This window comes from Candidatus Thiodictyon syntrophicum (assembly GCF_002813775.1).
In the GTDB taxonomy this organism is placed as follows: domain Bacteria; phylum Pseudomonadota; class Gammaproteobacteria; order Chromatiales; family Chromatiaceae; genus Thiodictyon; species Thiodictyon syntrophicum.
In genome coordinates, this window is sequence record NZ_CP020370.1 from 6,054,954 (window position 1) to 6,079,816 (window position 24,863).

General features: G+C 67.1%; 28 protein-coding genes. 16 read left to right on the plus strand and 12 right to left on the minus strand.

What is annotated here, in order from left to right; genetic code table 11:
• Positions 1–84: 84 nt before the first annotated feature.
• Positions 85–576: an acetolactate synthase small subunit gene (gene ilvN, locus THSYN_RS25905; protein WP_100921668.1), complete on the minus strand. Its 492-nt coding sequence runs from the start codon at positions 574–576 to the stop codon at positions 85–87.
• A 1-nt stretch (position 577) separates the two neighbouring features.
• Complete coding sequence (gene ilvB / locus THSYN_RS25910; RefSeq protein ID WP_100922610.1) at positions 578–2,305, minus strand: biosynthetic-type acetolactate synthase large subunit; 1,728 nt, start codon at positions 2,303–2,305, stop codon at positions 578–580.
• 301 nt (positions 2,306–2,606) lie between these two features.
• Here ilvB and THSYN_RS34340 point away from each other — a divergent pair, with 301 nt between their 5' ends.
• From THSYN_RS34340 to THSYN_RS25935, 5 genes are all read left to right on the plus strand, one after another.
• Positions 2,607–3,293 carry a DUF4124 domain-containing protein gene (locus THSYN_RS34340; protein ID WP_157817936.1) on the plus strand — a complete coding sequence of 229 codons (687 nt, stop codon included), beginning with the start codon at positions 2,607–2,609 and terminating at the stop codon, positions 3,291–3,293.
• 89 nt (positions 3,294–3,382) lie between these two features.
• Positions 3,383–5,110 (plus strand): proline--tRNA ligase, encoded by a 1,728-nt coding sequence (locus THSYN_RS25920; RefSeq protein WP_100921669.1) that lies wholly within the window; start codon positions 3,383–3,385, stop codon positions 5,108–5,110.
• Positions 5,111–5,215: 105 nt separating this feature from the next.
• Positions 5,216–5,728, plus strand: coding sequence for a 3-hydroxyacyl-[acyl-carrier-protein] dehydratase FabA (fabA, locus tag THSYN_RS25925; protein WP_100921670.1), 513 nt, complete (start codon positions 5,216–5,218; stop codon positions 5,726–5,728).
• Positions 5,729–5,832: 104 nt separating this feature from the next.
• Complete coding sequence (locus tag THSYN_RS25930) at positions 5,833–6,054, plus strand: hypothetical protein (protein WP_100921671.1); 222 nt, start codon at positions 5,833–5,835, stop codon at positions 6,052–6,054.
• 2 nt (positions 6,055–6,056) lie between these two features.
• Entirely contained in the window at positions 6,057–6,356 is a 300-nt protein-coding gene (locus THSYN_RS25935; RefSeq protein WP_100921672.1) for a type II toxin-antitoxin system RelE/ParE family toxin, read from the plus strand.
• 211 nt (positions 6,357–6,567) lie between these two features.
• Here THSYN_RS25935 and THSYN_RS25940 read toward each other — a convergent pair whose 3' ends face one another.
• Together THSYN_RS25940 and THSYN_RS25945 are read right to left on the minus strand one after the other, a co-directional pair.
• Entirely contained in the window at positions 6,568–8,244 is a 1,677-nt protein-coding gene (locus THSYN_RS25940; RefSeq protein WP_100917541.1) for a DUF6399 domain-containing protein, read from the minus strand.
• 545 nt (positions 8,245–8,789) lie between these two features.
• Positions 8,790–9,209 carry a rubrerythrin family protein gene (locus THSYN_RS25945; RefSeq protein ID WP_100921673.1) on the minus strand — a complete coding sequence of 140 codons (420 nt, stop codon included), beginning with the start codon at positions 9,207–9,209 and terminating at the stop codon, positions 8,790–8,792.
• 319 nt (positions 9,210–9,528) lie between these two features.
• On the opposite strand from THSYN_RS25945, the gene cpdA reads away from it, so the two are divergent.
• Entirely contained in the window at positions 9,529–10,398 is an 870-nt protein-coding gene (gene cpdA, locus THSYN_RS25950; RefSeq protein WP_100921674.1) for a 3',5'-cyclic-AMP phosphodiesterase, read from the plus strand.
• 13 nt (positions 10,399–10,411) lie between these two features.
• Here the strand turns inward: cpdA and THSYN_RS25955 are convergent, their stop codons facing one another.
• Complete coding sequence (locus tag THSYN_RS25955) at positions 10,412–10,717, minus strand: acylphosphatase (RefSeq protein WP_100922612.1); 306 nt, start codon at positions 10,715–10,717, stop codon at positions 10,412–10,414.
• Positions 10,718–11,018: 301 nt separating this feature from the next.
• Here THSYN_RS25955 and wrbA point away from each other — a divergent pair, with 301 nt between their 5' ends.
• Positions 11,019–11,621, plus strand: coding sequence for an NAD(P)H:quinone oxidoreductase (gene wrbA, locus THSYN_RS25960; RefSeq protein WP_100921675.1), 603 nt, complete (start codon positions 11,019–11,021; stop codon positions 11,619–11,621).
• Between the two features lie 20 nt (positions 11,622–11,641).
• Positions 11,642–12,355: a DnaA regulatory inactivator Hda gene (gene hda / locus THSYN_RS25965; RefSeq protein WP_100921676.1), complete on the plus strand. Its 714-nt coding sequence runs from the start codon at positions 11,642–11,644 to the stop codon at positions 12,353–12,355.
• Between the two features lie 106 nt (positions 12,356–12,461).
• On the opposite strand, the gene THSYN_RS25970 is transcribed toward hda, so the two are convergent.
• Positions 12,462–13,019 (minus strand): CDP-alcohol phosphatidyltransferase family protein, encoded by a 558-nt coding sequence (locus THSYN_RS25970; protein ID WP_100921677.1) that lies wholly within the window; start codon positions 13,017–13,019, stop codon positions 12,462–12,464.
• 157 nt (positions 13,020–13,176) lie between these two features.
• Between THSYN_RS25970 and purM the strand changes: the two genes are divergently transcribed.
• Both purM and purN read left to right on the plus strand, forming a co-directional pair.
• Positions 13,177–14,247: a phosphoribosylformylglycinamidine cyclo-ligase gene (gene purM / locus THSYN_RS25975; RefSeq protein WP_100921678.1), complete on the plus strand. Its 1,071-nt coding sequence runs from the start codon at positions 13,177–13,179 to the stop codon at positions 14,245–14,247.
• The gene (purN, locus tag THSYN_RS25980) at positions 14,240–14,932 is read left to right on the plus strand and encodes a phosphoribosylglycinamide formyltransferase (RefSeq protein ID WP_100921679.1); all 693 of its coding nucleotides are present in this window, start codon (positions 14,240–14,242) and stop codon (positions 14,930–14,932) included. Before purM ends, purN begins: the two co-directional genes overlap by 8 nt.
• Before the next feature lie 104 nt (positions 14,933–15,036).
• Here the strand turns inward: purN and THSYN_RS25985 are convergent, their stop codons facing one another.
• On the minus strand, positions 15,037–15,306 hold the full coding sequence (locus THSYN_RS25985; protein WP_100921680.1) for a DUF6489 family protein: 270 nt from the start codon (positions 15,304–15,306) through the stop codon (positions 15,037–15,039).
• A 140-nt stretch (positions 15,307–15,446) separates the two neighbouring features.
• Positions 15,447–15,908, minus strand: a complete 462-nt coding sequence (locus tag THSYN_RS25990; protein ID WP_100921681.1) for a hypothetical protein — start codon at positions 15,906–15,908, stop codon at positions 15,447–15,449.
• Between the two features lie 136 nt (positions 15,909–16,044).
• Between THSYN_RS25990 and THSYN_RS25995 the strand changes: the two genes are divergently transcribed.
• The 3 genes from THSYN_RS25995 (at position 16,045) to THSYN_RS26005 (ending at position 19,353) form a co-directional block, all read left to right on the plus strand.
• Positions 16,045–16,899, plus strand: a complete 855-nt coding sequence (locus tag THSYN_RS25995) for a metallophosphoesterase family protein (protein WP_100921682.1) — start codon at positions 16,045–16,047, stop codon at positions 16,897–16,899.
• A 102-nt stretch (positions 16,900–17,001) separates the two neighbouring features.
• The gene (gene hslO / locus THSYN_RS26000) at positions 17,002–17,883 is read left to right on the plus strand and encodes an Hsp33 family molecular chaperone HslO (RefSeq protein ID WP_100921683.1); all 882 of its coding nucleotides are present in this window, start codon (positions 17,002–17,004) and stop codon (positions 17,881–17,883) included.
• 222 nt (positions 17,884–18,105) lie between these two features.
• Positions 18,106–19,353: a NupC/NupG family nucleoside CNT transporter gene (locus THSYN_RS26005; RefSeq protein WP_100921684.1), complete on the plus strand. Its 1,248-nt coding sequence runs from the start codon at positions 18,106–18,108 to the stop codon at positions 19,351–19,353.
• Here the strand turns inward: THSYN_RS26005 and THSYN_RS26010 are convergent.
• Together THSYN_RS26010 and THSYN_RS26015 are read right to left on the minus strand one after the other, a co-directional pair.
• Positions 19,350–19,742, minus strand: a complete 393-nt coding sequence (locus THSYN_RS26010; RefSeq protein ID WP_157817938.1) for a hypothetical protein — start codon at positions 19,740–19,742, stop codon at positions 19,350–19,352. The genes THSYN_RS26005 and THSYN_RS26010 overlap by 4 nt on opposite strands.
• Positions 19,743–19,752: 10 nt before the next feature.
• Complete coding sequence (locus tag THSYN_RS26015) at positions 19,753–21,021, minus strand: AAA family ATPase (protein ID WP_100921686.1); 1,269 nt, start codon at positions 21,019–21,021, stop codon at positions 19,753–19,755.
• Positions 21,022–21,096: 75 nt separating this feature from the next.
• On the opposite strand from THSYN_RS26015, the gene THSYN_RS26020 reads away from it, so the two are divergent.
• Complete coding sequence (locus tag THSYN_RS26020) at positions 21,097–21,366, plus strand: HIRAN domain-containing protein (RefSeq protein ID WP_100921687.1); 270 nt, start codon at positions 21,097–21,099, stop codon at positions 21,364–21,366.
• Positions 21,367–21,438: 72 nt separating this feature from the next.
• Positions 21,439–21,738 (plus strand): hypothetical protein, encoded by a 300-nt coding sequence (locus THSYN_RS26025; protein ID WP_100921688.1) that lies wholly within the window; start codon positions 21,439–21,441, stop codon positions 21,736–21,738.
• Between the two features lie 70 nt (positions 21,739–21,808).
• Here the strand turns inward: THSYN_RS26025 and THSYN_RS26030 are convergent, their stop codons facing one another.
• Positions 21,809–22,717, minus strand: coding sequence for a PD-(D/E)XK nuclease family protein (locus THSYN_RS26030; protein ID WP_100921689.1), 909 nt, complete (start codon positions 22,715–22,717; stop codon positions 21,809–21,811).
• A gap of 117 nt (positions 22,718–22,834) precedes the next feature.
• Here THSYN_RS26030 and THSYN_RS26035 point away from each other — a divergent pair, with 117 nt between their 5' ends.
• Complete coding sequence (locus THSYN_RS26035) at positions 22,835–23,509, plus strand: protein-L-isoaspartate(D-aspartate) O-methyltransferase (protein ID WP_100921690.1); 675 nt, start codon at positions 22,835–22,837, stop codon at positions 23,507–23,509.
• Here THSYN_RS26035 and THSYN_RS26040 read toward each other — a convergent pair.
• Positions 23,494–24,687: an ATP-binding protein gene (locus tag THSYN_RS26040; protein WP_100921691.1), complete on the minus strand. Its 1,194-nt coding sequence runs from the start codon at positions 24,685–24,687 to the stop codon at positions 23,494–23,496. The two genes, THSYN_RS26035 and THSYN_RS26040, sit on opposite strands and share 16 nt — an antisense overlap.
• Positions 24,688–24,863: the final 176 nt, after the last annotated feature.

Sequence of the window (24,863 nt, forward strand, 5' to 3'; positions counted from 1 at the left end):
GCGCGAGCAGTACCCGCGGCGCCGCCCGCCCCTACCAGCCCAACTCATTTGCGTTCATTTGCGTTCATTTGCGGACTGAACGAATTATAGGGACAGGCCCTTCTCGCCGCGGGCGATGCCGGTGGGACCGGAACGCACGACCTCGACGATCAACCCCTCCGGCACGGCATCAATGAAGGCATCGAGCTTCTTCGAGGCGCCGGTGAGTTCGACGACGTAGCTGGTGTCGGTCACATCAATGATCTTGGCGCGGAAGATGTCGACCAGGCGCTTGAGCTCCTGACGGTTCTCGCCCTCGGCGCGGACCTTGATCATCATCATCTCGCGTTCGATGTGTGGACCCTCGGTCAGATCCAGCAGCTTGACCGTATCGATCAACTTGTTCAACTGCTTCTTGATCTGCTCGACGATCTCCTCGTTCCCGGTGGTTACCAGGGTCATGCGCGAGAGCGTCGGGTCATCCGTCGGCGCGACGGTCAGCGACTCGATGTTGTACCCGCGGGCGGAGAACAGCCCGGCCACCCGCGAGAGTGCGCCGGCCTCATTCTCCAGCAGTACGGCAATGATGTGTCTCATCTCAGGCCAACTCCCTCTCGGACAGGCTGGGCGCGAGGTGCATCTCGTGCTGCCCCTTGCCTGCCACGATCATCGGATAGACGTTCTCGGTGGGGTCCACGACCACATCGAGGAATACGAAACGGTCCTTCATCGCAAAGGCCTCCGTCATGGCGGCCTCAAGATCCGCCGGGCGCTCCACCCGCATCCCCACATGGCCGAAGCTCTCCGCCAACTTCACGAAGTCGGGCAGCGCATCGACATAGGAATGGGAGTAACGGCTCCCGTAGAAGAACTCCTGCCACTGCCGCACCATGCCCATGTAGCCGTTGTTGAGCAGGATCACCTTGATCGGCAGGTTGTATTGCTTGCAGGTCGCCATCTCCTGGATACACATCAGGATGCTGGCTTCACCCGAGATGCAGGCCACCTGCGCCTCGGGGAAGGCGAGTTGCACCCCCATGGCCGCCGGCAGCCCGAAGCCCATGGTGCCCAAGCCGCCCGAGTTGATCCAACGCCGCGGCTTGTCGAAGGGATAGAACTGGGCGGCAAACATCTGGTGCTGACCCACGTCGGAGGTCAGATAGAGGTCGCCGCCCGTAACCTTGTAGAGTGTTTCCACCGCGAATTGCGGCTTGATCTTCTCGCTGGCGCGGTCGTAGTGCAGGCAGTCCACCCGCCGCCATTCACCGATTTTGTCCCACCACTCCGCCACCGGCCGCCCCATCGCGCTCGGGGCCTGCTCCTTCCACAGGCGCACCAGCTCGGCCAGCACGCTCGCGACCTGACCCACGACCGGCACGTCCACCCGCACGTTCTTGGAGATGGAGGAGGGATCGACGTCGATGTGGATGATCTTGGCGTGGGGGCAGAAATGCTCGATCTTGCCGGTCACCCGATCGTCGAAGCGGGCGCCGATGGCGATCAGCACATCGGTCTCGTGCATGGCCATGTTGGCCTCATAGGTCCCGTGCATCCCCAGCATCCCGATGAACTGGGGGTCGGTCATGGGATAGGCCCCGAGCCCCATGAGGGTGCTGGTGATGGGGTAACCGGACAGCCGCACCAGCTCGGTGAGCAGTGCGGACGCCTCGCCCAAGACCACCCCGCCCCCGGTGTAGAACACCGGGCGCTTGGCCTGGAGCATCAGGTCCAGGGCGCGCTTGATCTGACCCGGATGCCCCTTTTCCGTGGGGTGGTAGGAGCGCATCCGGATCTCGCGCGGATAGACATAGGGGATCTTGACGTTCGGGTCGGTCACGTCCTTGGGGATGTCCACCACGACCGGCCCCGGGCGTCCGGTGGTCGCGATATAGAACGCCTTGCGCAGGGTGAGCGCCAGATCACGCACATCCTTGACCAGGAAATTGTGCTTCACACAGGGTCGGGTGATGCCGACGGTGTCCACCTCCTGGAAGGCGTCGCTGCCGATCACCGGGGTGGGCACCTGGCCGGTGATGCACACGAGCGGGATCGAGTCCATGTAGGCCGTGGCGATGCCGGTCACGGCGTTGGTCGCGCCGGGTCCCGAGGTGACCAGACAGACGCCGCAACGGCCGGTCGCCCGCGCGAGTCCGTCGGCGGCATGGGCGGCACCCTGTTCGTGCCGGACCAGGATGTGCTTGACCCGATCCTGTTTAAACAGGGCGTCGTAGATGTGCAGGACCGACCCGCCGGGATATCCAAAGACATATTGGACCCCCTCGTCAATCAACGCCTGGACGACGATCTCGGCACCGCTGAGCTGCACCGCGTTCAGTTCCACCTTGGGCGACCTCCGAATCAGACCAGCCGGGACCCACCGCACGGCAGGGCTTGCCCGTACCCGGGGACCGGGACGAGACCACCCCCGCCCTGACCGGGGCCGCGGACTGGAGAAGCATGAAAGGGCATGTTCAAAAAGATTGAACGTTACAGGAGACTTGCGCCCAGGGTCAATACATGACCGACACCCGCGGCGCGGCCGGCACCGTTGCCGGGACCGTCGGGCACCCGCCCGGGACTGCCGTCGGCAGTTCCCAGCGGTCTTCCTGGCTGCCATACTTGGCGTCATGAACCAGCGATCCCAACCCACTGACATCACGACCGCACGCGCTGGTCGGCCCGACCCGCTGACGGCCTTGCTCTTCGGTCCAGCGGCACGGGGACAGGCGGTCGAGGCGTTAGCCGGTCGACAGCGCATCAACGCGACACTGGTCCGGCTAAAGCCTCGACCTCCGGTGTGGGGCCTCTGGGCAGCGGTCAGAGCGACCATTAAGCCGCCCCTGGCTGGCCGTCTCGTCCCGCTCCTGGCGTCCGCCCTGACCGGCCTGTGGCTCGCCTCCATCCCATCGCGAACCACGGCACAGTTGTATCGCTGGGTGGACGAGACGGGCACGACGGTCTACTCGCAACTGCCGCCCCCCGGCGCCACGCCGGCCGCCACCATCAAGCCGGACGCGGGGCCCAAGCCGGACCAAGGCGCAGCGGCCACGGAGCAACTCCGTGACCAGGTGGCAGAGGACTTCGACCGCCGCGATCAGCAGGCCCGCGAGGCGGAGGCGGCGGGCAAGCAAGCGGCCGAGCAGGCCGCCCGCCAGACCAATTGCGAGGCGGCACGCAAGAACCTGGAGACCCTCAAGAACCACGGCGGCGGACGGCTGCGGACCCCGGACGGCAAGACCGGGTTCCTCTCCAAAGACGACCTGGCGGCCCAGCAGGCGCAGGCGCGCCGGCAGATCGAGGACAATTGCCGCTAGTACCACGCACCCGTTGCGCACCGACGGATTTGTCTCCGTGCCCCGTGGGCCCTAGACTACCGGCCTTTTACCTCGGGACCCCCGGCCCCATGCGCACCTCGCTATTTCCACTCCAGACCATCAAGGAGACCCCGGCCGACGCCGAGGTCGCAAGCCACCAACTGATGCTGCGCGCGGGCCTGATCCGCAAGCTCGCGGCCGGCCTCTACACCTGGCTGCCGCTGGGCCTGCGCGTGCTGCGCAAGGTCGAGCGCATCGTCCGGGAGGAAATGGAGCGCGCCGGCGCGCTCGAGGTCCTGATGCCGGCGGTGCAGCCCGCCGAGCTGTGGCAGGAATCGGGGCGCTGGGATCAGTACGGCCCGGAGTTGCTGCGCTTCAAGGACCGCCACCAGCGCGAATTCTGCTTCGGCCCGACGCATGAGGAGATCATCACCGAGTTGGCCCGCAACGAGCTCAAGAGCTACAAGCAGTTGCCGATCAACTTCTATCAGATCCAGACCAAGTTCCGCGACGAGATCAGGCCCCGCTTCGGCGTCATGCGCGCCCGCGAGTTCCTGATGAAGGACGCCTACTCCTTCCACGCGGACGACGCCTCGCTGGCGGCGACCTACGCGGTGATGCATGCGGCCTACTCGCGCATCTTCACCCGCTGCGGACTCGATTTCCGCCCGGTCCAGGCCGACACCGGCAGCATCGGCGGCAACGCCTCCCACGAATTCCACGTCCTGGCCGCCGCCGGCGAGGACGCCATCGCCTTCTCGTCCGGCGGCGACTATGCCGCCAACGTGGAGTTGGCCGAGGCCCTGGCCGCGGTCGCGACGGCACCGGCACCGACGCAGGACGCACGGCTGGTGGACACCCCCAAGGCCCGCACCATCGCCGACCTGGTCGAGCAGTTCGGCCTGCCCATCGAGTGCACCGTCAAGACCCTGGTGGTGGCCGCCGCGGACGGCGTCCCGGGCGGCCTGGTGGCACTGCTGGTGCGCGGGGACCATGAACTCAACGCGGTAAAGGCCGCCAAGCTCCCGCAGGTCGCCGCGCCCCTGCGTATGGCAAGCGAGGCCGAGATCCGCACCGCCATCGGCGCCGGCCCCGGCTCGCTGGGCCCCAAGGAGCTGGCACTGCCCTGCATCGTCGACCGCGCCGCGGCCGTCGCCGCCGACTTCAGCGCCGGGGCCAACCAGGATGGCCGGCACTGGTTCGGCCTCAACTGGGGCCGCGACCTGCCGCTGCCGACGGTCGCCGATCTGCGCAACGTAGTGGACGGCGACCCGAGTCCCGCCGGCGACGGCACCCTGCGCATCGCGCGCGGCATCGAGGTCGGTCACATCTTCCAACTCGGGCGCAAATACAGCGACGCCATGAAGGCCACCGTCCTGGGGGAGGACGGCAAGGCACTCACCATGACCATGGGCTGCTACGGCATCGGCGTGTCGCGGGTGGTGGCTGCCGCCATCGAGCAGCACCACGACGAGCGCGGCATCTGCTGGCCCACCCCCATTGCCCCCTTCGCGGTCGCGCTTCTGCCCATGAAGCTCAGTAAGTCCTACCGGGTACGCGACACCACCGAGCAAATCTACGCCGACCTCCAGGCGGCCGGCATCGAGGTCCTGCTGGACGACCGCGACGCCCGCCCCGGATTTATGTTCGCCGACATGGAACTGATCGGCATCCCCCACCGGGTGGTGGTGGGCGACAAGGGGCTGGACGACGGGATGGTCGAATACAAGGGCCGCCGGGATGCACAGATGCAGTTGATCCCGCTCACGCAGATCGTCGCCTTCCTGGTCGAGCGGCTGCGCCCGGAGTCGGCCTGAAGCGAGATTGCCCGCGCGACACGCGCAATGCCTCAGCCTGAAACGCCGGCCGCACCGGCGACGCGACCTGAACTTTATGCAACCGGACACGACCCCCTGAGCCCCATGAAAGAAGCCTCCTTCGACCGCGATCAACTCCTGGCCTGCGGGCACGGCGCCATGTTCGGCCCGGGCAATGCCCAATTGCCGATTCCCAATATGCTGATGATGGATCGGGTGATCCGGATCGCGAATCACGGCGGCGCCAACCTGAAGGGCGAGATCCTGGCCGAACTCGATATCCACCCGGACCTGTGGTTCTTCCAGTGCCACTTCCCCGGCGACCCGGTCATGCCCGGCTGCCTGGGTCTCGACGCCCTCTGGCAATTGGTCGGCTTCTACCTCGCGTGGGTCGGCAACCCCGGCCACGGGCGGGCCCTGGGGGTCGGCGAGGTCAAATTCACCGGCCAGGTGCTGCCCACCGCGTCGAAGGTCACTTATCACATCGACATGAAGCGGGTCATCAGCCGCAAGCTGGTGCTGGGCATCGGCGACGGCATGGTCCAGGTCGACGGCCGGACCATCTATACCGCCAAGGACCTGCGGGTGGGGCTCTTTACCTCGACCGAGGGCTTCTAGTTTCATTTCTTGACATCCCTGTCAAGAAATGAAACCGGATGTTATCTCATTCTGACGCTGGAGCGTCCGGACTTGCTCCCAAACCGCCAAGAGGTCGTCATTTTATGCACGTTGCAACTGGTACTGTCGTGTCCGGCAAGGTCGTGCTCGACCAACCGGGTCTTGACGACGGCACGGGCGTCTACGTTCTTACTCGAAATGCCCCTGCAGCGCCAAAGCTATCGACTAACGAGTTGGCCGAGTTGGAGGCTGGCCTCGCGGAGGCCGATCGTGACGAGACGATCTCGGGCGCAGAGTTCTTCGCGCAATTGCGCCGTCACGGATAAGCGTGGCCCTCGAACTTCGGGTCACGCGGCGGGCGACCAACGAGATCGACCGCGTAGCCGCATGGTGGGCGCTACACCGCCGGGCAGCACCGGGGGCAGTGCGACTGGATTTACAGGCCGCACTGGCACTGCTGGTCGAGCAGCCCGGCATGGGAGAAGAAGTCAGGGAAGCAAGCTCACCTGGCGTGCGGCGGTTTCACCTCGATCGTATTCGCTATTGGGTCTACTACCGCGTGCGGGGCAATAAACTGGAGGTCGTATCAATCTGGCATTCCAGCCGCAGCGGCGGGCCGGCCGTGTAGCGACCGAGCCACCTTTGCCGCCCGTGAGGGATTTGCCCCGCAATCTTCAGACTCCAATTGGAAGATTACTCACGCTTGATGAAGCCTCAAGCGGGCTGATGACTACACGTATAAATTCTTCCAATATCGCCGAGTGATTAACCTGCACGAACAAGCGCGAATTGGGTTTGATGGTCCAATCCGGCCTTGATCATAACTCCGCCCACCCCCGTCACGCCGCCACCAGCGTCAGCGCCGGGCGCGTGACCGGTCGCGGTCGCCGCCGCCGCGCTGGCGGCGGCAGACCGACGTGCGCCAGCACGTGGTCAAACAGCGCCGGGTGAGCCCGCCCGAAGAAGCGTTCGGCGGCGGTGGTGCCATCGGGGCGGCGGACATAATAGTTGTGCATGGCCGTCAGGGCCGCCAGCTTGCGGTCACTGAGGCGGTGACTGCCGTGATGATAAAGCGACAGGTGGCCGTTGCGCCCTTCCACACAAGAGCTACTGCGCTGGAACAGATCGGCGCAACCGCCGGCGACCGCCTCGATCTGTGCGCGGCGCGTGGGCGCCAGGGCCTGCAGCGGATGCGTCGGCTGGCGCAAGGGTTCGAGCAACTGTGCGCTCAGCGCCGTGAGTCGATGGCGGGTGTCGGCGTGGCTGCTGCGCCCCGCCACCCGCGCCAGGTAGAGGGCCGGAATCAACTGGGTCAGAACCGCCTGCTCCACGTCGGGCGCCAGGTCCAGGGCGTCGACCCGGGTCTGGACGCGCGCCCAGAAGAACGCCAGGGTGGCCAACCACGGCACGGTCAGGCGCTGCGCCTTGGCGAGGTGTGCGCGGGCGCGTGCGGGCAAGTCGGCCGCGTCGGCGAGGTGTGCAAGGCGTGCCCAGACGTCGGCGAAGCGGGCGGCGACCTGCGCCACGGATTGCACCTGTCCGCTCACGAGGTCGTACGGGTGATACAGCAGGCCCAGTTCACGGATCTGCTCACGGGCTTGCGTTTGGCGTGTCAGGGCCTGGGTCTGCTCGGCTTCGGCCGCGACCAGTTCAGTTAAGGCCGCGTCGCTGCGGGCCGCGAAGGCCGGTGGTCGGCCGCGCGGATGAGGGACTTGCGCGTCATACGCCCGTTGCGCGGCCTGCGCCGCGTCCAGCGGCGCCTGGGCCGCCGCGACGGCGGCGCTGGCCTGTCTGACCTGGCGGTCCAGGTGCAGACTGGTCCCCTTGGACACCTCATACTGAGCATGGAACAGGTCCGGGGAATGCTGGGCGCCGAGGTCTTGCTCGTGGTGGTGCCGTAACGCCTTGGCTTCATCACTGGTGCCTTGGATGACGGTCACCGGCATCCCCGCCAGCGCCGTCTCCAGGGCCTGCGTCCAGGTCGCCGCCGTGCGATCGGGCGCGTACTGTTCCAGCAGAATGAAATTCGACACCGGCTCAATGGCGACCAGGCAGACGTCGGGGTGAAAGGTTTCATCCTCAGCGACCGTCAACTCCTGCGGCGGCATGCCGACAGCGAGGGCGACCCGCTGTTCCTGCGCCTGTTTGGCCACGGCCTCCTGCACCTGCACCGTCAGCGCATACTGGCTGCCATAGGAGGCCCCGACGAGCGCCGACAAGCCGCTCAGCTCCAGGAACTCACACACCATCCGCACCCCGGCGCCGGCCCGCAGGGTGATGATCAGATGCATCACCACGACCAGTTGGTGCAGCCACTGCGCCCCCGCCGGGGTCGCCAGGCACGCCGCCACCTCCACCGGCAACCCCGCCAACGGCGCCGCCGCGCGCCAGCCGCGCAACGTGCTGCGCGCCACCCCCAACTCCGCCGCCACCTGCCGCAGCGGGTGTCCCTGCGCCAACTGGCCAGCGGCGCGCCCGCATTGCTCCGCCCGCTCCAAGCGGGTGCAGTGCTTCACCGTGCACCGCCGCGCGCCGGCCAGGCACGGCCGGGTGGCGAATGCCTGGCATCTGGGCTAAAGTCAGTGGCGGCAGGACCTTCGGACATTGTTGACTACCCCGGGTTAGTTTGCACTTCCAAGGGTATGAAAATTCGGAGGTCCTGCCAACCTCCCCGACACCGATGACCGAGTTCAGTGCTTGGTCTTGGGCGGATTTATGATCAAGGCCGACTGACGCTCCCTGTTCCGCCCGTTTCCACGCGGAGACGAAGCGTTGGGCCATATCGGCCTCGTCGCTCACATGCAGATTGAGTGTGGTCATGGTTGGCTCCGCAGTCTCGCAACGTCGCTGAGAAAATCCGCCTCCTCAAAAAGCAGTTTGGCGCGCATCAGGTGAAAATGCCATAGTTCCAGTCAACATGGCAACTGGCCCCCGACCGTCGATGCAGGCACCGAACGAAAAACGCGGACCGACGACGCTTCGTGCTCCCGATCTTGTGCTGCCGAGAAAAAAAGGGGCGCCAAGCGCCCCCTTCGATTTACAGAACCTTGCCGCCCGCCGCTCAGCTCTCGAGATGATCGAGCGCCTTCTGGAAGCGGTTGGCGTGGGAGCGCTCGGCCTTGGCCAGGGTCTCGAACCAGTCGGCGATCTCGTCGAAGCCCTCGGCGCGGGCGGACTTGGCCATGCCGGGGTACATATCGGTATATTCGTGGGTTTCGCCGACGATGGCCGCCTTGAGGTTGGCGGCGGTGGGGCCGATCGGCAGGCCGGTCGCCGGATCGCCGACGATCTCCAGATACTCCAGGTGGCCGTGGGCATGGCCGGTTTCACCCTCGGCGGTGGAGCGGAACACGGCCGCCACATCGTTATAACCCTCCACGTCGGCCTTGGCGGCAAAATAGAGGTAACGGCGGTTGGCCTGGGACTCGCCCGCGAAGGCCTCTTTGAGATGGGTCTCGGTCTTGCTGCCCTTGAGTTCCATAACGGTTTCCTCGGTTGGATGGGGGTTGCTGCGCCTGCGCGGGCAGACATAGTGACGGGCGGCGGATTTCCCAACTGGTTTGTTCCGATGACCCCGATCGTCGGCCATCATGCGGCCTCGCCCACATTGAAGCACTTTGTGTATCCTGGCAACTGACCCGCGGGGCAGCGACCCACCTGCGGCAGGGTTCGGGGGGCACACGCGGAGCACAGCGGGGATCCGAACGCCGGAACTGTGATCGATTTCCGTGCAGCCGATCCGCCATCTTGCTAAAAGGCTCTGTGACAGGCGATCCGAAACGCAACTAGCCGATAAAATAATGGAAAACACAGCGCCATCGATCCCGCGGACGCACCATGCACCCCCCCGACCCAAGACTGACGGGGCCCCAGCCTCGCACCCACGAGCGCTGCGACTGATCCAGATCAGCGACTCGCACCTGTTCGCCCACCCCGAGGGCCGCCTGCTGGGGCTGAACACGCGCCGCAGCTTCCAGGCCGTCCTGGCGCTGGCCCTGGACGGTGGGACGCCCGCGGACGGCCTGGTGATGACCGGTGACCTGGTCCAGGACGAGACCGCCGAGGGGTATGCCTACCTGGCCCGGGTGCTGGAGGACACCGGTATCCCCTGCTTTTGCATCCCCGGCAACCACGACCGCCGGGACCTGATGGAGGAGTGGCTGGGGGCGGCGGCCATGGGGCCGATCGCGGACAATCGCATCGACGGCTGGAACCTGATCTTCCTGGATTCGACCCTGCCTGGTGAAGACGGGGGCCGCCTCACCCGCCGCCAGGTACACCACATGGACACTCTGCTGCAGCGCGACCCCGGCCCCTGCCTGGTTTTTCTCCACCAGCACCCGCTGCCGATCGGGAGCGCCTGGATGGACACCATGGGGGTCACCAACGGTGCCCAACTGCTGGCGGTGTGCGACCGTCACCCGCACCTCAAGGCGGTGATCTGCGGTCACATCCACCAGGAGTTCAGTGTGAGCCGCGGGCATTATCAGATCCTCGGCACCCCTTCAACCTGCTTTCAGTTCCTGCCCGCGAGCCCGGATTTCGCCCTGGACGCACGCACCCCGGGCTACCGCGAGCTGCACCTGCACCCGGACGGACGCCTCGACACCCGGGTGGTCCGCCTGGCCGCGTACCCGGAACCCCTGGCCCTCGACGCGACCGGCTATTGACCCGGGACGCGCCTCAGTCGACTGAGAACCCGGACCAGGGGCGATACTCCCGCGGTTCGCAGGTGACGGCGCTGACCCGCGCCATGGGCGGGCCCGCGCGCAGCCAGTCGCGCAGTTGCGCAACCGCGGCGGCGGACCCGCACGCCAGCACCTCGACCCGGCCGTCGGGCAGATTGCGGGCATAGCCGGTGACCCCGAACCGCAGCGCCTGCTCGCGCGCCGCGCCGCGGAAATAGACCCCCTGGACCCGTCCCTCGACCAGACATCGGCGGCAGATCGGCGGCTCGTCGCCGACCTGCGCCCCAAGATCATCGGTCATCGCATCAGCCATGGCGCCCCACCCCGCTCCAGCCGATGTGCCGGGTCTGACCGGGGCGCCTTGGTGCCGCGACGGGTCGCGCCGGGCAGGAAAGGTCTTGGATCATGGGCGAAGGCTCCGTTGAAAAAGGTTGAGTGACACCGGCAACAGACTACAACATATTGATATTTTGTTTATTTGCTGACCTGCGCGCGTCTTGGGTTACACTTGAGTCGGCACGATCAATAACCCCGCGGGGCCTTGGGCGGCTGGCCCCGCGTCAGCCGCCGGGCGCGACCGCGGACACCCTGTGAGGTTCTCGTTGAGCTACATCCTCGTCCTCTACTACAGCCGCCACGGGGCGACCGCCGAATTGGCCCGGCAGATCGCCCGCGGGATCGAGTCCGTCCAGGGAATCGAGGCCCGCCTGCGTACCGTACCGACCGTCTCCGCCGTCTGTGAGGCCGTGGCACCGGCGGTCCCACCCACCGGCGCCCCCTATGTCACCCACGAGGACCTGCGCCACTGCGCCGGGCTCGCCCTGGGGAGCCCCACCCGCTTCGGCAACATGGCCGCCGCGCTCAAATATTTCCTCGACGGCACCAGCCCCCTGTGGCTCAACGGCGCCCTGGCCGGCAAACCGGCCGGGGTCTTCACGTCTACCTCCAGCCTCCACGGGGGCCAGGAGGCGACCCTGCTGACCATGATGGTACCCCTGCTGCATCACGGCATGGTGGTCCTGGGCCTGCCCTACAGCGAGGGCGACCTGCTGCACACCCGGGGGGGCGGCACTCCCTATGGCCCCACCCACTTCGCCGGACCCGAGAATAACCTGTCCCTGACCGATGAGGAACGGCGACTCTGCCAGGCGCTCGGTCGACGGCTCGCCCGGACCGCGCTGGCACTCGCCTGCCCGCCTGACTGACCGGCAGTGGCCGCGGCCCCGTGCCCACCCCTGCCCTGCAACTGCACCTGCCGATCGAGCTGGTCCGCGAGCCGACCCTGGCCGAATACCTGCCGGGACCGAATGCGGAGGCGGTCGCGGCCGTGCGGGGCACCGCGAGCGGACAGGGTGAGCCCTTCATCTTCCTGTTCGGCCCCCCGGAGACGGGCAAGACCCATCTGTTGCAGGCCGCCTGTCTGGCCGCCGCCCGCGCGGGCCGTCAGGCCCACTATATCCCGCTTGGGCGCCCGGGGATCGCGCCGGACATACTGGAGGCCCTGGAGCGACTGGACCTGGTGGCCCTGGACGATGTACACCGCATTGCCGGACAGCCGGCCTGGGAGCGGGCCGTCTTCGACCTCTTCAACCGGCTGCGCGAGCGTGGGCGTGCCCTGGTCGCCGCCGCCGCCCAGCCCCCGGACGATCTGGCACTCGGCTTGGCGGACCTGCGCTCACGCCTGCACTGGGGACCCCGCTATCGGCTGCTCCCACTGACCGAGCCCGATAGCGAGACCCTGCTCAACGAGTCCGCCCGCCGCCGCGGGATACCCCTGCCCCCGGAGGTGACGCGCTACATCCTGACCCACCATCCGCGCAACCCCTGCGCGCTCTTGGACCTGGTCGCGCGCATCGACAGCCTGTCCCTGCGCGAACAGCGCCCGCCCACCATTCCGCTGGTGCGCCGCATCATGCGCGACGACGCGGGCTGCCGGTAGCGGGCAGCGCACTTCGCGCCAGCCCCGGACCCCTGGCTGGTTAGAGAAACGCCCTCTCTACCTCGTCGATCGCTTGCGTGGTATCGGGGTCCGCACCGGGGCGTCGCTACTCATCACGCCAACCGTGCGTGCGGGCCTTGGCCGACCAGACCAATACGTACTGCACACCGCTCACCAGGATGGTGACCAGACAGGCCCAGGTCAGGCTCGTGATCACCCAGCCCGGCAGCGGCATGGGTCCGGCGTCCGTGATGGCGGCGACCACGAGCACGAGTTGGAAGAGGGTGTTGATCTTGCTGGTCAGGGTGGGAGCGGCCTCCAGTTCCTCGACCCGGTAGTTGTAGAGCAGCGCCCCGGCGACGATCACCAGGTCCCGAAAGATGACCGCCAGCACCAGCCACACCGGGATCAGACCCATAGAGCCCAGCACCAGGAAACAGCTCACCAGCAGGGTCTTGTCGGCCACGGGGTCAAGGATGCCGCCGAGACGACTTTGCCAGCCGTAATTCTTGGCCAGGAAGCCGTCGACCCCGTCGGAGACCCCGGCGACGGCAAAGAGCACCAGCGCCCAGCCGAATTGTTGGGACAACAGCAGCCACACCACCGGGATCACGGCGACCAGGCGTAGTGCACTGATGACGTTGGGAAGGTCTCTGAGCCTCACATGGGTAGACCGATGGCGCCGCAGACCGGCCCGGCCGCAACATGCTAGCCGGATGCGGCGCCGCTGTCCAAGGGACATGGATGAACTTCGGATGAACCGGGGTGCCGGACCAAGCTTGCGGGTAGAATCAGCGCACGTACCCCACCGGAGCCCCCGCGTGTCCCAGGAAACCGAGCAGCAGTCCCGATCACTCAGCTACCGCGACGCCGGCGTCGACATCGACGCCGGCGCCGCCCTGGTGGAACGTATCAAGCCACTGGCCGCCGCCACCAACCGCCCCGGGGTGGTGACCGGCCTGGGGGGCTTCGGGGCGCTCTTCGCGCTGCCGCTGGCGCACTATCGGGAGCCGGTCCTGGTCTCGGGGACCGACGGGGTGGGCACCAAGCTGCGGCTCGCGATCGCACTCGGGCGTCACGACACCATCGGGATCGATCTGGTCGCCATGTGCGCCAACGACATCCTGGTGAGCGGTGCCGAGCCCTTGTTCTTTCTTGATTATTACGCCACTGGCCGGCTGGATCTCGAGGTCGCCACGGCCGTGATCACGGGCATCGCCCGCGGCTGCGAGCTGGCGGGCTGCGCCCTGACGGGCGGCGAGACCGCCGAGATGCCCGGGATGTACGGCGCCGGGGACTATGATCTCGCGGGCTTCTGCGTCGGCATCGCCGAGCGCGCCGACCTGATCCTCCCCGAGCGGGTCCGCCCCGGCGACCAGTTGCTCGGACTCGCCGCCTCCGGCCCCCACTCCAATGGCTATTCGCTGATCCGCAAGGTCATCGAGGTGTCCGAGGCGGACCTGGCCGCGGACCTGGACGGGGCGACGCTCGGGGAGCGCCTGCTCGCCCCGACCCGCATCTATGTGCGCTCGGTACTGCCCCTGACCCGGACGCTCCGCGTCCACGCCCTGGCCCACATTACCGGCGGCGGCATCACCGAGAACCTGCCGCGGGTCCTGCCCCAGGGCACCCAGGCGCGGGTGGATCTGGGCAGCTTCCGCCGCCCGGCAGTCTTCGACTGGCTCAAGACCCAGGGCGGCATCGCCGAGTCGGAGATGCGCCGTACCTTCAACTGCGGCCTCGGGATGGTGGTCTGTGTCGCGCGCGAAGACGTCGACACCGCGCTGACCATGCTGCGCTCGGCCGGTGAGGAGGCGTGGGTACTGGGCGCGATCGAGTCGGCCCCGGGGGCGCCGCGGGTGGTCTACGCCGACACCCCGGACCATGACTGAGGAGGTCGCGCCGGCACCAGGGATGCCGGTGGTGGTGCTGATCTCGGGGGCCGGCAGCAACTTAGGCGCACTGCTCGCGGCCCAGCCGCGGTGGCCCTATCGCGTCGTCGCCGTGATCAGCAATGAGGCGCAGGCCGGCGGCCTTGTGCGGGCGCGGGACGCGGGCATCCCGACCGCGGTGCTGGACCATCGCGCCTATCCGGACCGCCCGGCCTATGACCAGGCCCTGGCCGCGTGCATCGACGGCTACACCCCCGGCCTGGTGGTGCTGGCCGGGTTCATGCGCATCCTCACCCCCGCGTTCGTGACCCGGTTTGCCGGCCGGCTGCTCAACATCCACCCCTCCCTGCTGCCCCGGTTCCGCGGCCTGCACACCCACCGCCGCGCCCTGGAGGCGGGCGCGGCCGAGCATGGGGCCAGCGTGCATTTCGTCACCGCCGAACTGGACGGCGGTCCGGTAGTCCTGCAGGCGCGGGTGCCGGTGCAGCCCGACGATGACCCGCCGCGCCTGGGCGCACGGGTACTCGCCGCCGAGCATCGGATCTATCCCATAGCGGTGGGCTGGTTCGCGCAGGGGCGGCTACGGCTGGGGGAGGACGGCCGGGCGCGGCTCGACGGCGCGGTGCTCGACGCGGCGCTGTGCCTGGACGAACGCCAATCTGCTGCGCAGCAGCGCCCTGGATGACGGCAGGCACCGCACCGGCCTTATGCCTCAACCACCGATCGCTGCCGGTCCCCGGACCGGAGGTCGAGGCTTCAGCCGGTCGAGCGCGCAACCGCCAAGACCCGCTATTTCTTTGCCTCACCGGCCGCGGCGTCACCAGATGTTTTCGGCAGCGACGTGGTCCCGGTCATGAACTTCTGGAACATGTCCCAGGACGCCATGGTGCCCGAGACATAGGGCTGGAAGAGCTTCATCGGGTCGTAACCCTCGACCCCGGACATCATCCGCTCACGGATGTCGTTCATCAGTTGCCGCTGGAACTCCTCCACGTCCGGGAGGCCGAACAAATGCCGCATCTCCGCGGGCGTGAGATCAAAATTGACCGTGATCTTCATTGGGAACTCCGGGGGGTGAGTGATCGAAAGGAGGGAACAGGCAGTCGCCGCAAGGCCCAGACCCGGGCCGGCTACTCACCCACTGTGACCGACCCGGGCCACGGGCGCAAGCCGCGATGATCAGGTCATTGCACGACGCTTCAGTGCCGACTGGCGCGCGGGATCGGGTCCGCCCGTTCCGGTTCCTCGACCGCCAGGGTCTCGCGCACCCGCCGCCCGATCAGGACGCAGGCGCGCTCGAAGGCGCGTCGCGCCTCGCGGGCGTTCCAATCCCAATCCGACGGATGGGCGCCGGCCTCGAGCTGCCAGTGGCCGGTGGTGAGCACTGAGCCGATGCGCACCTCGAGCGTCCAGTCATGCCAGACCTGGTCGGGCTTGCCGTCCTCCACGAACTCCTGCTCCACCAGACGCACATAGTTTCCGGCGCTGTCGTCCATCGCCAGGACGTTGGACAAGGCCAGGGTCTCGTCCACACAACTCGCCCAGCCCGTATGCACGGCGCTCGCCGAACCCATCAGGGCGTGGATCAAGAGGGCCGGTGTCGTGCTCAGGGAGAGCGGGGTCTCCCAGTCCGGCTCGCCGGCATCTTCGTCGTTCGTCATATCTGCCCCTTCGGTTTTCCGCCCCGGCGCCGCACTAGCCGGCCGGTGCGCGCAGTGTAAAGGCCGGCACTGCGGCAAGACAATGCGCGCGGGTCGCGGTATGGTGCACCAAAGCCATGAGCAAGGGTGAGAACGGATGAGAGTCGTGATCTTTTCGGACGTGCAGGCCAACCTGCCGGCCATGCAGGAGGCGGTGGAGCGCATCCTCAAGTGGGGCCCGGACCTGGTGGTCATGGCCGGGGACCTGGTCAATCGCGGACCCAAGAGCCTGGAGTGTCTCGAACTGTTCGACCAGTTGCGCCGCACCCGGGGCTGGCTGCCGGTACAGGGCAACCACGAGACCTATATACTCAAGTGCGCCGCCGAGGCCCCCGCCACGCCCCTGGAGGCGGAACTGCGGCGCTTTGCCGACTGGACCTATGCCCAGTTGCGACCGCGCATCGCCGCCCTGACCGGGTGGCCGGACCACCTGTGTTTCCATGCCGCAAGCGCCGAGCCCGCGGCCGCGCAGAGCTGGGTCCATGTCACCCACGGCACCATGGCGGGCAACCGCGACGGGATCGGCCCCGCGGTCCCGGACGCAGCCCTGCGCGGCAAGCTCCCGCCGGATATCGCGCTCTTCGTCACCGCACACACCCATCGACCCCTGGAACGGGTGCTGGACGGCGTCCCCATCCTCAATGTCGGGTCGGTCGGCTCGCCCTTCGACGGAGACGTGCGCGGGAGCTTCGCCCAATTGGAATGGCGCGGCGGGCACTGGCAACGCGAGATCGTGCGTTTCACCTACGACCGCGCGCGCGCCGACCGCGACTTTCTGGCGTCCGGGTTCATCGCGGAGGGCGGCGCCCTGGCACCGATCCTCTACGAGGAATGGCGCCAGGCGCGACCCCTCATGCCGCGCTGGCGACGCGACTTCGAGGCGGCCGTGCTGGCGGGCCAACGCGCCCCAGGGCCGGCGGTCGCAGAGTTCCTCAGCCAGGTCGCCACCTGACCTGGGTAGGGTCCGCTGCGCGGACCGAACTGCACCTCACCGGACGGATGACGCCGGACAACAACAGGCCACAGACCCATCGAGCCCCCTCCCGGAGCCCCCATGCCCGACACCGACAGCATCCACCGCTTCCTCTTTGAACACTCCAGCATCCGCGGCAATCTGGTCCACCTGGACGCCACTCTGCGCGCGGTACTGGAGACCCACCCCTACCCGCCGGCCGTGCGCGTCCAGTTGGGGCAGGCCCTGGCGGCGGTCGCGTTATTGAGCGCCACCATCAAGTTCAATGGCGCCCTGATCCTCCAGGTCCAGGGCCGCGGCCCCCTGCGCACCCTGGTCGCCCAGGCGACCAGTGCCCGCACCCTGCGCGGCATCGCCCGCTGGGAGGGCGAGGTGCCCATGGGCGCAAGCCTTGCCGAGTCGTGCGGCGAGGGGCGTCTGGTGCTGACCATCGAGCGCGGCGGCGGCGAACCCTACCAGGGCATAGTCCCGCTGACGGGCGCCGGAATCGGTGAGGCCCTGGAGCACTATTTCGGGGCCTCCGAGCAACTGCCCACCCGCCTGTGGCTCGCCGCGGATGACCAGCGCGCGGCCGGACTCCTGTTGCAGCGCCTGCCGGGCGAGGAGCGGGGCGACGAGCAAGAGGACGATTGGCACCGGGTCGGCATGCTGGCCGCCACCGTCAAGGCGGGTGAACTCCTGGGGCTGACCGCCCTGGACCTGCTGCACCGGCTCTACCACGAGGACGACGTGCGGCTCTTTGAATCGGAGCCCCTGGCCTTCCGCTGCGGCTGCTCGCGCCGCCGCATCGAGGACATGCTGCGCACTTTGGGCGAGGCCGAGGTCCGCTCCATGGTCACCGAGCAGGGCGCGGTCACCGTCACCTGCGAGTTCTGCAATCGCACCTACCGCCTCGACGCGGTGGATGCCGGCCAGTTGTTCGCCCAGGGCCCTCGCCAGACTCCGTCGGCAGTCCATCATTAAGGAACGGTTCACCGATAAGTTAAACAATTTCATCAGGGACTGCCTGCAGCGCGATTTTCGTTGTCGTTGTCGTAATCGAGGTTATCGTAACGCCCTGGATTCTCTCGCACCCCAAAGTGCATCTCTTTCCGATTACGACAACTACAACGACAACGACAACGACAACGAATGTGTTTGTGTTTAATTTGTGCTTGACTCGTTACTAAGCCCCTGGAGCCCGCGATGTACCTGCTGCAACCCCTGCTCGGCCTGGTCCTGATCACCGCGCTCGCCTGGGCCTTAAGCGAGGACCGCCGCGCCGTCGCACCGCGGCTCGTCATCGGCGCCTTGGCCATGCAGTTCATCTTCGCCGCCGCGCTCCTGAAGCTGCCCCCCGCCAAGCACCTCTTTCTGGCCTTGAATGACGTGGTCACGGCCGTCCAGACGGCCACCGAGCAAGGCACCGGCATGGTCTTCGGCTACCTGGGCGGCGGACCCACCCCCTTCGATCTGGTCCACCCGGAACACGGCTTCGTCCTCGCCTTCCGCGCCCTGCCCCTGCTGCTGGTCATCAGCGCCCTGTCGGCGCTGCTCTTCCACTGGCGCATCCTGCCGGCGGTGGTGCGCGGCTTCGCCTGGGTGCTGCGCCGCACGCTCGGCACCGGCGGACCGCTCGGGCTCGCGGCCGCCGCCAATGTGTTCGTCGGCATGACCGAGGCACCGCTGCTGATCCGGCCCTATCTCGCTGGACTCTCGCGCAGCGCACTGTTCGGGGTCATGACCTGCGGCATGGCCACCGTCGCCGGCACCGTCATGTTCCTCTATGCCGGGATCCTGGGACCGGCGATCCCCGACGCCATGGGCCACATCCTCGTCGCCTCGGTCATCAGCGCCCCCGCCGCGCTGCTGATCGCCGGCCTGCTGGTACCGGAGACCCGTACCGACGACCACCGCGACCCGCCGCCCCTCACCCCCGAGACCACCGGGGCCATGGACGCCATCACCCGCGGCACCCTGGACGCCATCCCGCTCTGGCTCAACATCCTCGCCATGCTGGTGGTCATGGTCGCCCTGGTCGGGCTCGTCAACCAGGGCCTCAGTCTCTTCCCGGACCTGGCCGGCGCGCCCCTGACCGCCCAGCGTGTCTTAGGCTGGGTCATGGCCCCCCTGGTGTGGCTGATCGGCATCCCCTGGTCCGAGGCGACCACGGCCGGCGCCCTGATGGGGGTCAAGACGGTCCTGAACGAACTCATCGCCTATCTCCAACTCGCCGCCCTGCCGCCCGGTGCCCTGAGCCCGCGCAGCGCACTCATCATGACCTATGCCCTGTGCGGCTTCGCCAACTTCGGCAGCCTCGGCATCCTCATCGGCGGACTCGGCGCCATGGCCCCGCAACGGCGCCACGAGATCGTCGGGCTGGGGATGAAGTCCATCCTGGCGGGGACCCTGGCGACGCTGATGACGGGGGCGGTGGTGGCGGTGTTGATCTAGCCGCCGGACAACTCGCGCAACTTGCCACGGAAGGCTTCCCCCTCTTCCACGGCACTGCAGAAGCGGGTCTCCGGGCGCGGATCGCAAGCGTCCAGGACCGCGAGCAGTTCCTGACGAAACCGCTTCAGGCATCGCGAATCGAGGTCGCAGACGACGATGACCGCCGCCGGAAAGTTAAACGCCTTTCCGTAGCCACGCAGGAGCGCGGGTAGCCGATCAAGGAGTATGCGTTTCGAGGCATCGATCTGCCCCCGAAGACCTGGCGGGATGCGACCGACTCCCTTATAGGCCCGGATCGTGAAACTATCCGCCGTCGCGATGATTCGCGGGACCAAGAAATCCAGCATGCGCTTGCCGGATTGGTCCTCCACAAGAATCTCAAAGTGCATCCCGGGCACCCTATCGCGCATCCAGATAATCGCTGTACCAGAGCCCCCCGAGTGGGAGGCCCTCGGCGACCATGGCGCTGACAATAGGGTCCTCACTGGCACGGCGAATGGTCGCGAAACCGTCCGCGCCCTTCGTCAGCACCCAGACCTCGTCCGGCTCCAGGGCATCGACGAAATAGGGTTGGTGGGTTGTGACAAAGATCTGGGAGCCGCCCTTGGTGCCGGTGGCGTGCTGGCGAAACTCGCGTGCCAGGGTCTCCAGGAGTTTGTGGTAGAGCCCGTTCTCCGGCTCCTCGATACAGATGAAAGGCGGCGGGCTGGGGTCTTCCAGCAGGAGCAAATAGGCAAAGACCTTCAGCGTGCCGTCGGACATCTGCTGAGCATAGAAGGGATCGGTGAAGCCCTTGTCGTTGAAGCGCAAGACCAGCCGATCGTCGATGGTCTTCATGCAGTCGATCCGGTCGATCCCCGGAATCTTGCCGGCGACGCGGTCCAGGATGGCCTGGAAGCGCTTCGGGTGCTCCCGCTCCATGAACTGGACCACGTTGCCCAAATTGTCGCCGTGGCTGTTTAGGTGCTTCTGCGGTCCAGCGAGCGGCATGGCACGCGCAGCGTCAGGGGCAAAATGGCTCAGGTACCAACCATCAATGAAGCGGCGGAAGTCGGCAATGTGGGGGTGCTGCTTGAGTGCGCCTAACGTGGCGATGCCGAGGCGGCGGGGATCTTCCAGTTCCACTTCCTCCGCCTGCCCGCCATTAAATTCAAAAGACCAAGCGCGTTCAAGAGACTCGATAACGCCGGCATCCAAGACAAACGGCTCCCCTGTCTTCTCGCCACTCCACGCAAAGCCTTTTCCCGCCTTGAGATTAAGATAGCAATACTGCCACTCGAAAGGGACAAACAATTGAAGCAACGCCTCCTGATAGGCATAGGACCGGCGGGTGGCATCAAGATCGATGAATAGCAGGTAGGTGATAGCCCCTCCGTCCTCCCCCTGGTAATGAACCTCGAATTCTATCGGCCCCGCCTGCCCCTGGGAGCGAATACGCTCAAATCCGCCCCGCCCCCGCGCATCGCACGCCTCCTCCACCCCCTGCCGCAGGCAATCCGCCAGGAAGCCGAAGGCGTCGAACAGACTGCTCTTGCCGACACCATCCTTGCCGATGACGGCGGTCATGGGCGTCAGTGGCCGGGCCTGCTGCGAGTTCGACAGCTTGCCGATCGTAACGTCTTTGAGGGCACGGAAGTTCTTGACGCGAAATCCTTCGATCTTTGCCATGGGGTTCGATCCGACTTTGGCTCAACGGGCGTGAACGGCGACGGCGGGACCAGGCGCGCGGTGCGCCGATTGCCGATGAGAGTATCGCACGCCGCGCCCGCCCTGTGGTCGGCCCTGCACCCCGGCGCCGTGCTCATCCTGACGGCGGAAGAGGACAATCCGCACGACCCCCAGGCGGTGGCGGTCTATTGGCGCGGGTGCAAGCTCGGCTATCTGCCGCGGGCGGAGAATCTGGTGGTGTCCCGGCTACTGGCACGCCGCCGCACCCTGAGCGCCCGCGTCCGCCGCCTGCTGCCGGGGGCGGAGCACGACCAGCGGCTGCTGCTGGACGTCCTGATGCTCTGAGCCGCACCCGGGTTTGCGGCGACACGGGCGAATGCGGGATCATCACCGCCGAACCAACCACCGGAGACGACCATGGGCGAGGAGATCCGCGGCCATTGCTGGAATTGCGGCGCCGGGCTGACCCGGCTGGACCTGGGGCGCGAGTCCCCCTGCCCCGGCTGCGACAAGCCGACCCATTGCTGCCGCAACTGTCGGCACTTTGCCCCGGGGCGCCCCAATGAGTGCATGGAGCCCCTGGTGGAGCGGGTGGTGGAGAAGCTCAGGTCCAATTTCTGCGACCTCTTCGAGCCCGATCCCAAGCCCGCGGCGGGGGCCGCCGCCCCTGACCCGGACGCCCTGCGCAAGGCGGCCGAGGCCCTGTTCGGTCACTGAGCCCGCGCCCCGGAGTCCAATGCTTGCGCCTTGGCGGTGCGCGGACCGGGCCAAGACGCGGGCCAAAGCGCTAAAGCGTCGCCACGTCCAGTGAGTCGCTGAAGGTCTCGATGCCGAGTTGGTCGGCCACCTGCTGCGCCCGGGGGTCGATCATCGGCGAGATCACAATGAGCCGATTGGCCGTCTGGCCGTGGCGTTGCTCGTAGTAGCGCGCCTTGCGCTCGAAGATGTACATCCCGGCCTTGTCGATGGACGACTTGAGTTCGCAGATCAGGAGCAGTCCGTTCTTGATGATGATGTCCAGTTCCACCTGATCGGGACGGCCGAAGACGGTGCCGGCATCGTCATACTCGTCCACCCGCATGACGGTGACGCCGAAGCTTTGCTCCAGGATGCTGGCCAGGGCATTGCGGAAGGTCGCCTCGGATTGGGTACCCCAACGGGAGCCCAGGGCGCCGATGCCGCGCTCGTGTTTCTTGGCCTGGGCCATGATGGCCTCGTGGACCTCGTCGAACTGGCGCGTGTTCTGCGCCCAGCGCCGCTCGCGCTCGGCGGCATTTTCCTTCCAGAGACGACTCTGTTCGTCCATGAAATCGCGCAGGATGGTTTGCTGTTTTTCCCATTTCTGTTCTTGGGCGTCCCATTTCCGCTCCTGAGCCTCCCATCTCTGCTCCTGGGCCTCCCATCTCTGCTCCTGGGCGTCCCATTTCTGCTCCTGGGCGTCCCATTTCTGCTCCTGGGCGTCCCATTTCTGCTCCTGGGCCTCCCACTTGCGCTCGTTGGCGTCCCACTTGCGCTCGTTGGCCTCACGGTCGCGCCGCAACTCGCCCAAGAGCTTCTCGAAGCGATCCTGGGTCTCCAGCCGGTCCGCGAACTGTCCGCGCATCAGGTCCTGGATATAGCCCCGCAGGTCCGGGTCTTCCCGCAGCAGGGCCGGCAGTTCCCGGCGGATCGCCTCTTTCAATGTTTCAGCGTTCATGTGGGTCTCTCGTCAACTCATCGTCGTTTCGTAGTCTAGCCCAGGATGCTCGCCCCCTCACACTGGTCCGACCCCGCACGCCGGGTCTGGCGCCCGCCGCGGTGCTAGACTTCAGGCATGAACAGCCGCCACGCGTCACTGATCGCCGAAATCGAGTCCGAGGTCCGCCAGACCCGGCAGGAACTCGGTTTCGACCGCCTCGCCCCCGCCGTGCGCGCCGCCCTGTCCGCGGTCCCCCGCCACACCTTCGTGCCGCCCGCGCAGCGCGACCTGGCCTACGCCAATCATCCGCTGCCCATCGGCAACGGCCAGACCATCTCCCAGCCCTATATCGTCGCCATCATGAGCCAATTGCTCCAGTGCGGCGCCGGGGAGCGGGTCCTGGAGATCGGCACCGGCTGCGGCTATCAGGCGGCGGTACTGGCCGCCATGGGGCTCGCGGTCTACACGGTAGAGATAGTCCCCGAACTGGCGCAGCGCGCCCGCACGACCTTGCTGGAACTGGGTTATGACCAGGTGCAGGTGCGCACCGGCGACGGCTGGCAGGGCTGGCCGGAGGCGGCCCCCTTCGCCGGCATCATCGTCACCGCCGCCGCCCCGCGGATCCCCAAACCCCTCCTGGAACAACTGCGGCCGGGCGGCCGGCTGGTGATCCCGGTCGGTGCACCAGAGGCCATCCAGGACCTCTGCGTCTACGTGAAGGGACTGTCCGGGGAGGTCAAGGGACACCGCGTACTGCCGGTGCGCTTCGTCCCGGTAACCGGGGGGCTGGGGCGTCAGGACACGCCCTGAGCGGGGGCAGTCGCCGCTAGTTCCGTCAACGCGGCATTGAGCCCGATGGCCTCCACCCCCGCGGTCAAGGGATAGCGGTCTTCCCCGGGGTAGAGGACCCAACTGCGCGCCGGTGCCAGGTCCGCCCGGGCGCTGTGGAAACCCTTCTCGACCCGCGGGGCCAGCGTCCGCTTGATCTCGATCGCCCAGGGTTCGCGTCCACCCGGCAGTTCCAGCAAGAGATCGACTTCCGCGCCGGCGGCCGTGCGATAGAAACCCGCCTGGGTCCTGGGGGGCGCGACCGCCAGCAGGTTCTCGATCACAAACCCCTCCCAACTCGCCCCGACTACCGGGTGGCCCGCCAATGCGTTGTGGTCAGGGATGCCGAGCAGGGCCTGGACCAGGCCGGAATCGCGGACATAGACCTTGGGTGACTTAACCAGCCGCTTGCCGGTATTGGCGCAGAACGGCAGCAGGCGCCGTACCAGAAGCAGGTCTACCAGCAGATCGATGTAGGTCGCGACGGTTGGGGAACTCACCCCGAGCCCCGCGGCCAGGCGCGCCGCGTTGAGCAGGGTGCCCTGATTGTGGGCGAGCATGGTCCAGAGCCTACCCAGGGTCTCGGCCGGGATCCGGGGGCCGAACTGCGGCACGTCGCGCTCCAGGTAGGTCCGGATAAAGTTCTGGCGCCAGACCAGGCTATCGGCATCGGACGCGGCCAGCAGGCTGTCCGGAAAGCCCCCGCGCAGCCACAGACGATTCAGCGCGGCGGGGTCCGGGGCGGCCTCCAGGCAGTTGAGCGGGGCCAGGTCGACATATTCGATGCGTCCGGCCAGGCTCTCTCCCGATTGCCGCAGGAGATCCATAGAGGCCGAGCCCAGGACCAGGAAGCGGCCGGAGCGCCGCCCCCGCCGCCGACCCTGATCGATGAGCCCGCGCAGCGTCTGGAACAGTTCCGGGACCCGGTGGATCTCGTCGAGGATGACCAGCCGGTCCTCGTAGGCGGAAAGAAAGAGCGCCGGATCGGCGAGTTTCGCCCGCTCCTGGGGCAGTTCCAAGTCCAGGTAAAGCGCCCCCGTCTGCGCGGCGATGGTCAGGGCCAGGGTGGTCTTGCCGACCTGGCGCGGCCCGATCAGGGCGACTGCGGCCTGGCGGGCGAGGGCCTGCTCGACGGTTTGGAGTGCGTGCCGGGGGAACATCCTTGCAATCTTAAAGCCTCGCTTTTGATTTGCAAGGATCGAAGAGCCCTTGGGCCGCTCATCAGGGACCGACGACGATGGAGGAGGACATCCGTGCGTCAGCACTGATCCGGAGCCTGGTCACGGAGTACCTGTCGACCCCCGATCCAGACGACGAGGACCCATTCGCCGCCATT

Bases quoted from the DNA above. Each gene is read 5' to 3' on its own strand.
- THSYN_RS25995 (WP_100921682.1), top strand. From the start codon at position 16,045: ATGAGAGTCGTGATCTTTTCGGACGTGCAGGCCAACCTGCCGGCCATG.
- THSYN_RS25945 (WP_100921673.1), bottom strand. From the start codon at position 9,209: ATGGAACTCAAGGGCAGCAAGACCGAGACCCATCTCAAAGAGGCCTTC.
- THSYN_RS26040 (WP_100921691.1), bottom strand. From the start codon at position 24,687: ATGTTCCCCCGGCACGCACTCCAAACCGTCGAGCAGGCCCTCGCCCGC.
- THSYN_RS26015 (WP_100921686.1), bottom strand. From the start codon at position 21,021: ATGGCAAAGATCGAAGGATTTCGCGTCAAGAACTTCCGTGCCCTCAAA.
- hslO (WP_100921683.1), top strand. From the start codon at position 17,002: ATGCCCGACACCGACAGCATCCACCGCTTCCTCTTTGAACACTCCAGC.
- THSYN_RS26010 (WP_157817938.1), bottom strand. From the start codon at position 19,742: ATGCACTTTGAGATTCTTGTGGAGGACCAATCCGGCAAGCGCATGCTG.
- cpdA (WP_100921674.1), top strand. From the start codon at position 9,529: ATGGAAAACACAGCGCCATCGATCCCGCGGACGCACCATGCACCCCCC.
- THSYN_RS26005 (WP_100921684.1), top strand. From the start codon at position 18,106: ATGTACCTGCTGCAACCCCTGCTCGGCCTGGTCCTGATCACCGCGCTC.
- THSYN_RS26020 (WP_100921687.1), top strand. From the start codon at position 21,097: ATGAGAGTATCGCACGCCGCGCCCGCCCTGTGGTCGGCCCTGCACCCC.
- ilvN (WP_100921668.1), bottom strand. From the start codon at position 576: ATGAGACACATCATTGCCGTACTGCTGGAGAATGAGGCCGGCGCACTC.
- THSYN_RS25930 (WP_100921671.1), top strand. From the start codon at position 5,833: ATGCACGTTGCAACTGGTACTGTCGTGTCCGGCAAGGTCGTGCTCGAC.
- THSYN_RS26035 (WP_100921690.1), top strand. From the start codon at position 22,835: ATGAACAGCCGCCACGCGTCACTGATCGCCGAAATCGAGTCCGAGGTC.
- purN (WP_100921679.1), top strand. From the start codon at position 14,240: ATGACTGAGGAGGTCGCGCCGGCACCAGGGATGCCGGTGGTGGTGCTG.
- THSYN_RS34340 (WP_157817936.1), top strand. From the start codon at position 2,607: ATGAACCAGCGATCCCAACCCACTGACATCACGACCGCACGCGCTGGT.
- THSYN_RS26025 (WP_100921688.1), top strand. From the start codon at position 21,439: ATGGGCGAGGAGATCCGCGGCCATTGCTGGAATTGCGGCGCCGGGCTG.
- fabA (WP_100921670.1), top strand. From the start codon at position 5,216: ATGAAAGAAGCCTCCTTCGACCGCGATCAACTCCTGGCCTGCGGGCAC.
- THSYN_RS26030 (WP_100921689.1), bottom strand. From the start codon at position 22,717: ATGAACGCTGAAACATTGAAAGAGGCGATCCGCCGGGAACTGCCGGCC.
- THSYN_RS25955 (WP_100922612.1), bottom strand. From the start codon at position 10,717: ATGACCGATGATCTTGGGGCGCAGGTCGGCGACGAGCCGCCGATCTGC.
- THSYN_RS25985 (WP_100921680.1), bottom strand. From the start codon at position 15,306: ATGAAGATCACGGTCAATTTTGATCTCACGCCCGCGGAGATGCGGCAT.
- THSYN_RS25920 (WP_100921669.1), top strand. From the start codon at position 3,383: ATGCGCACCTCGCTATTTCCACTCCAGACCATCAAGGAGACCCCGGCC.
- THSYN_RS25990 (WP_100921681.1), bottom strand. From the start codon at position 15,908: ATGACGAACGACGAAGATGCCGGCGAGCCGGACTGGGAGACCCCGCTC.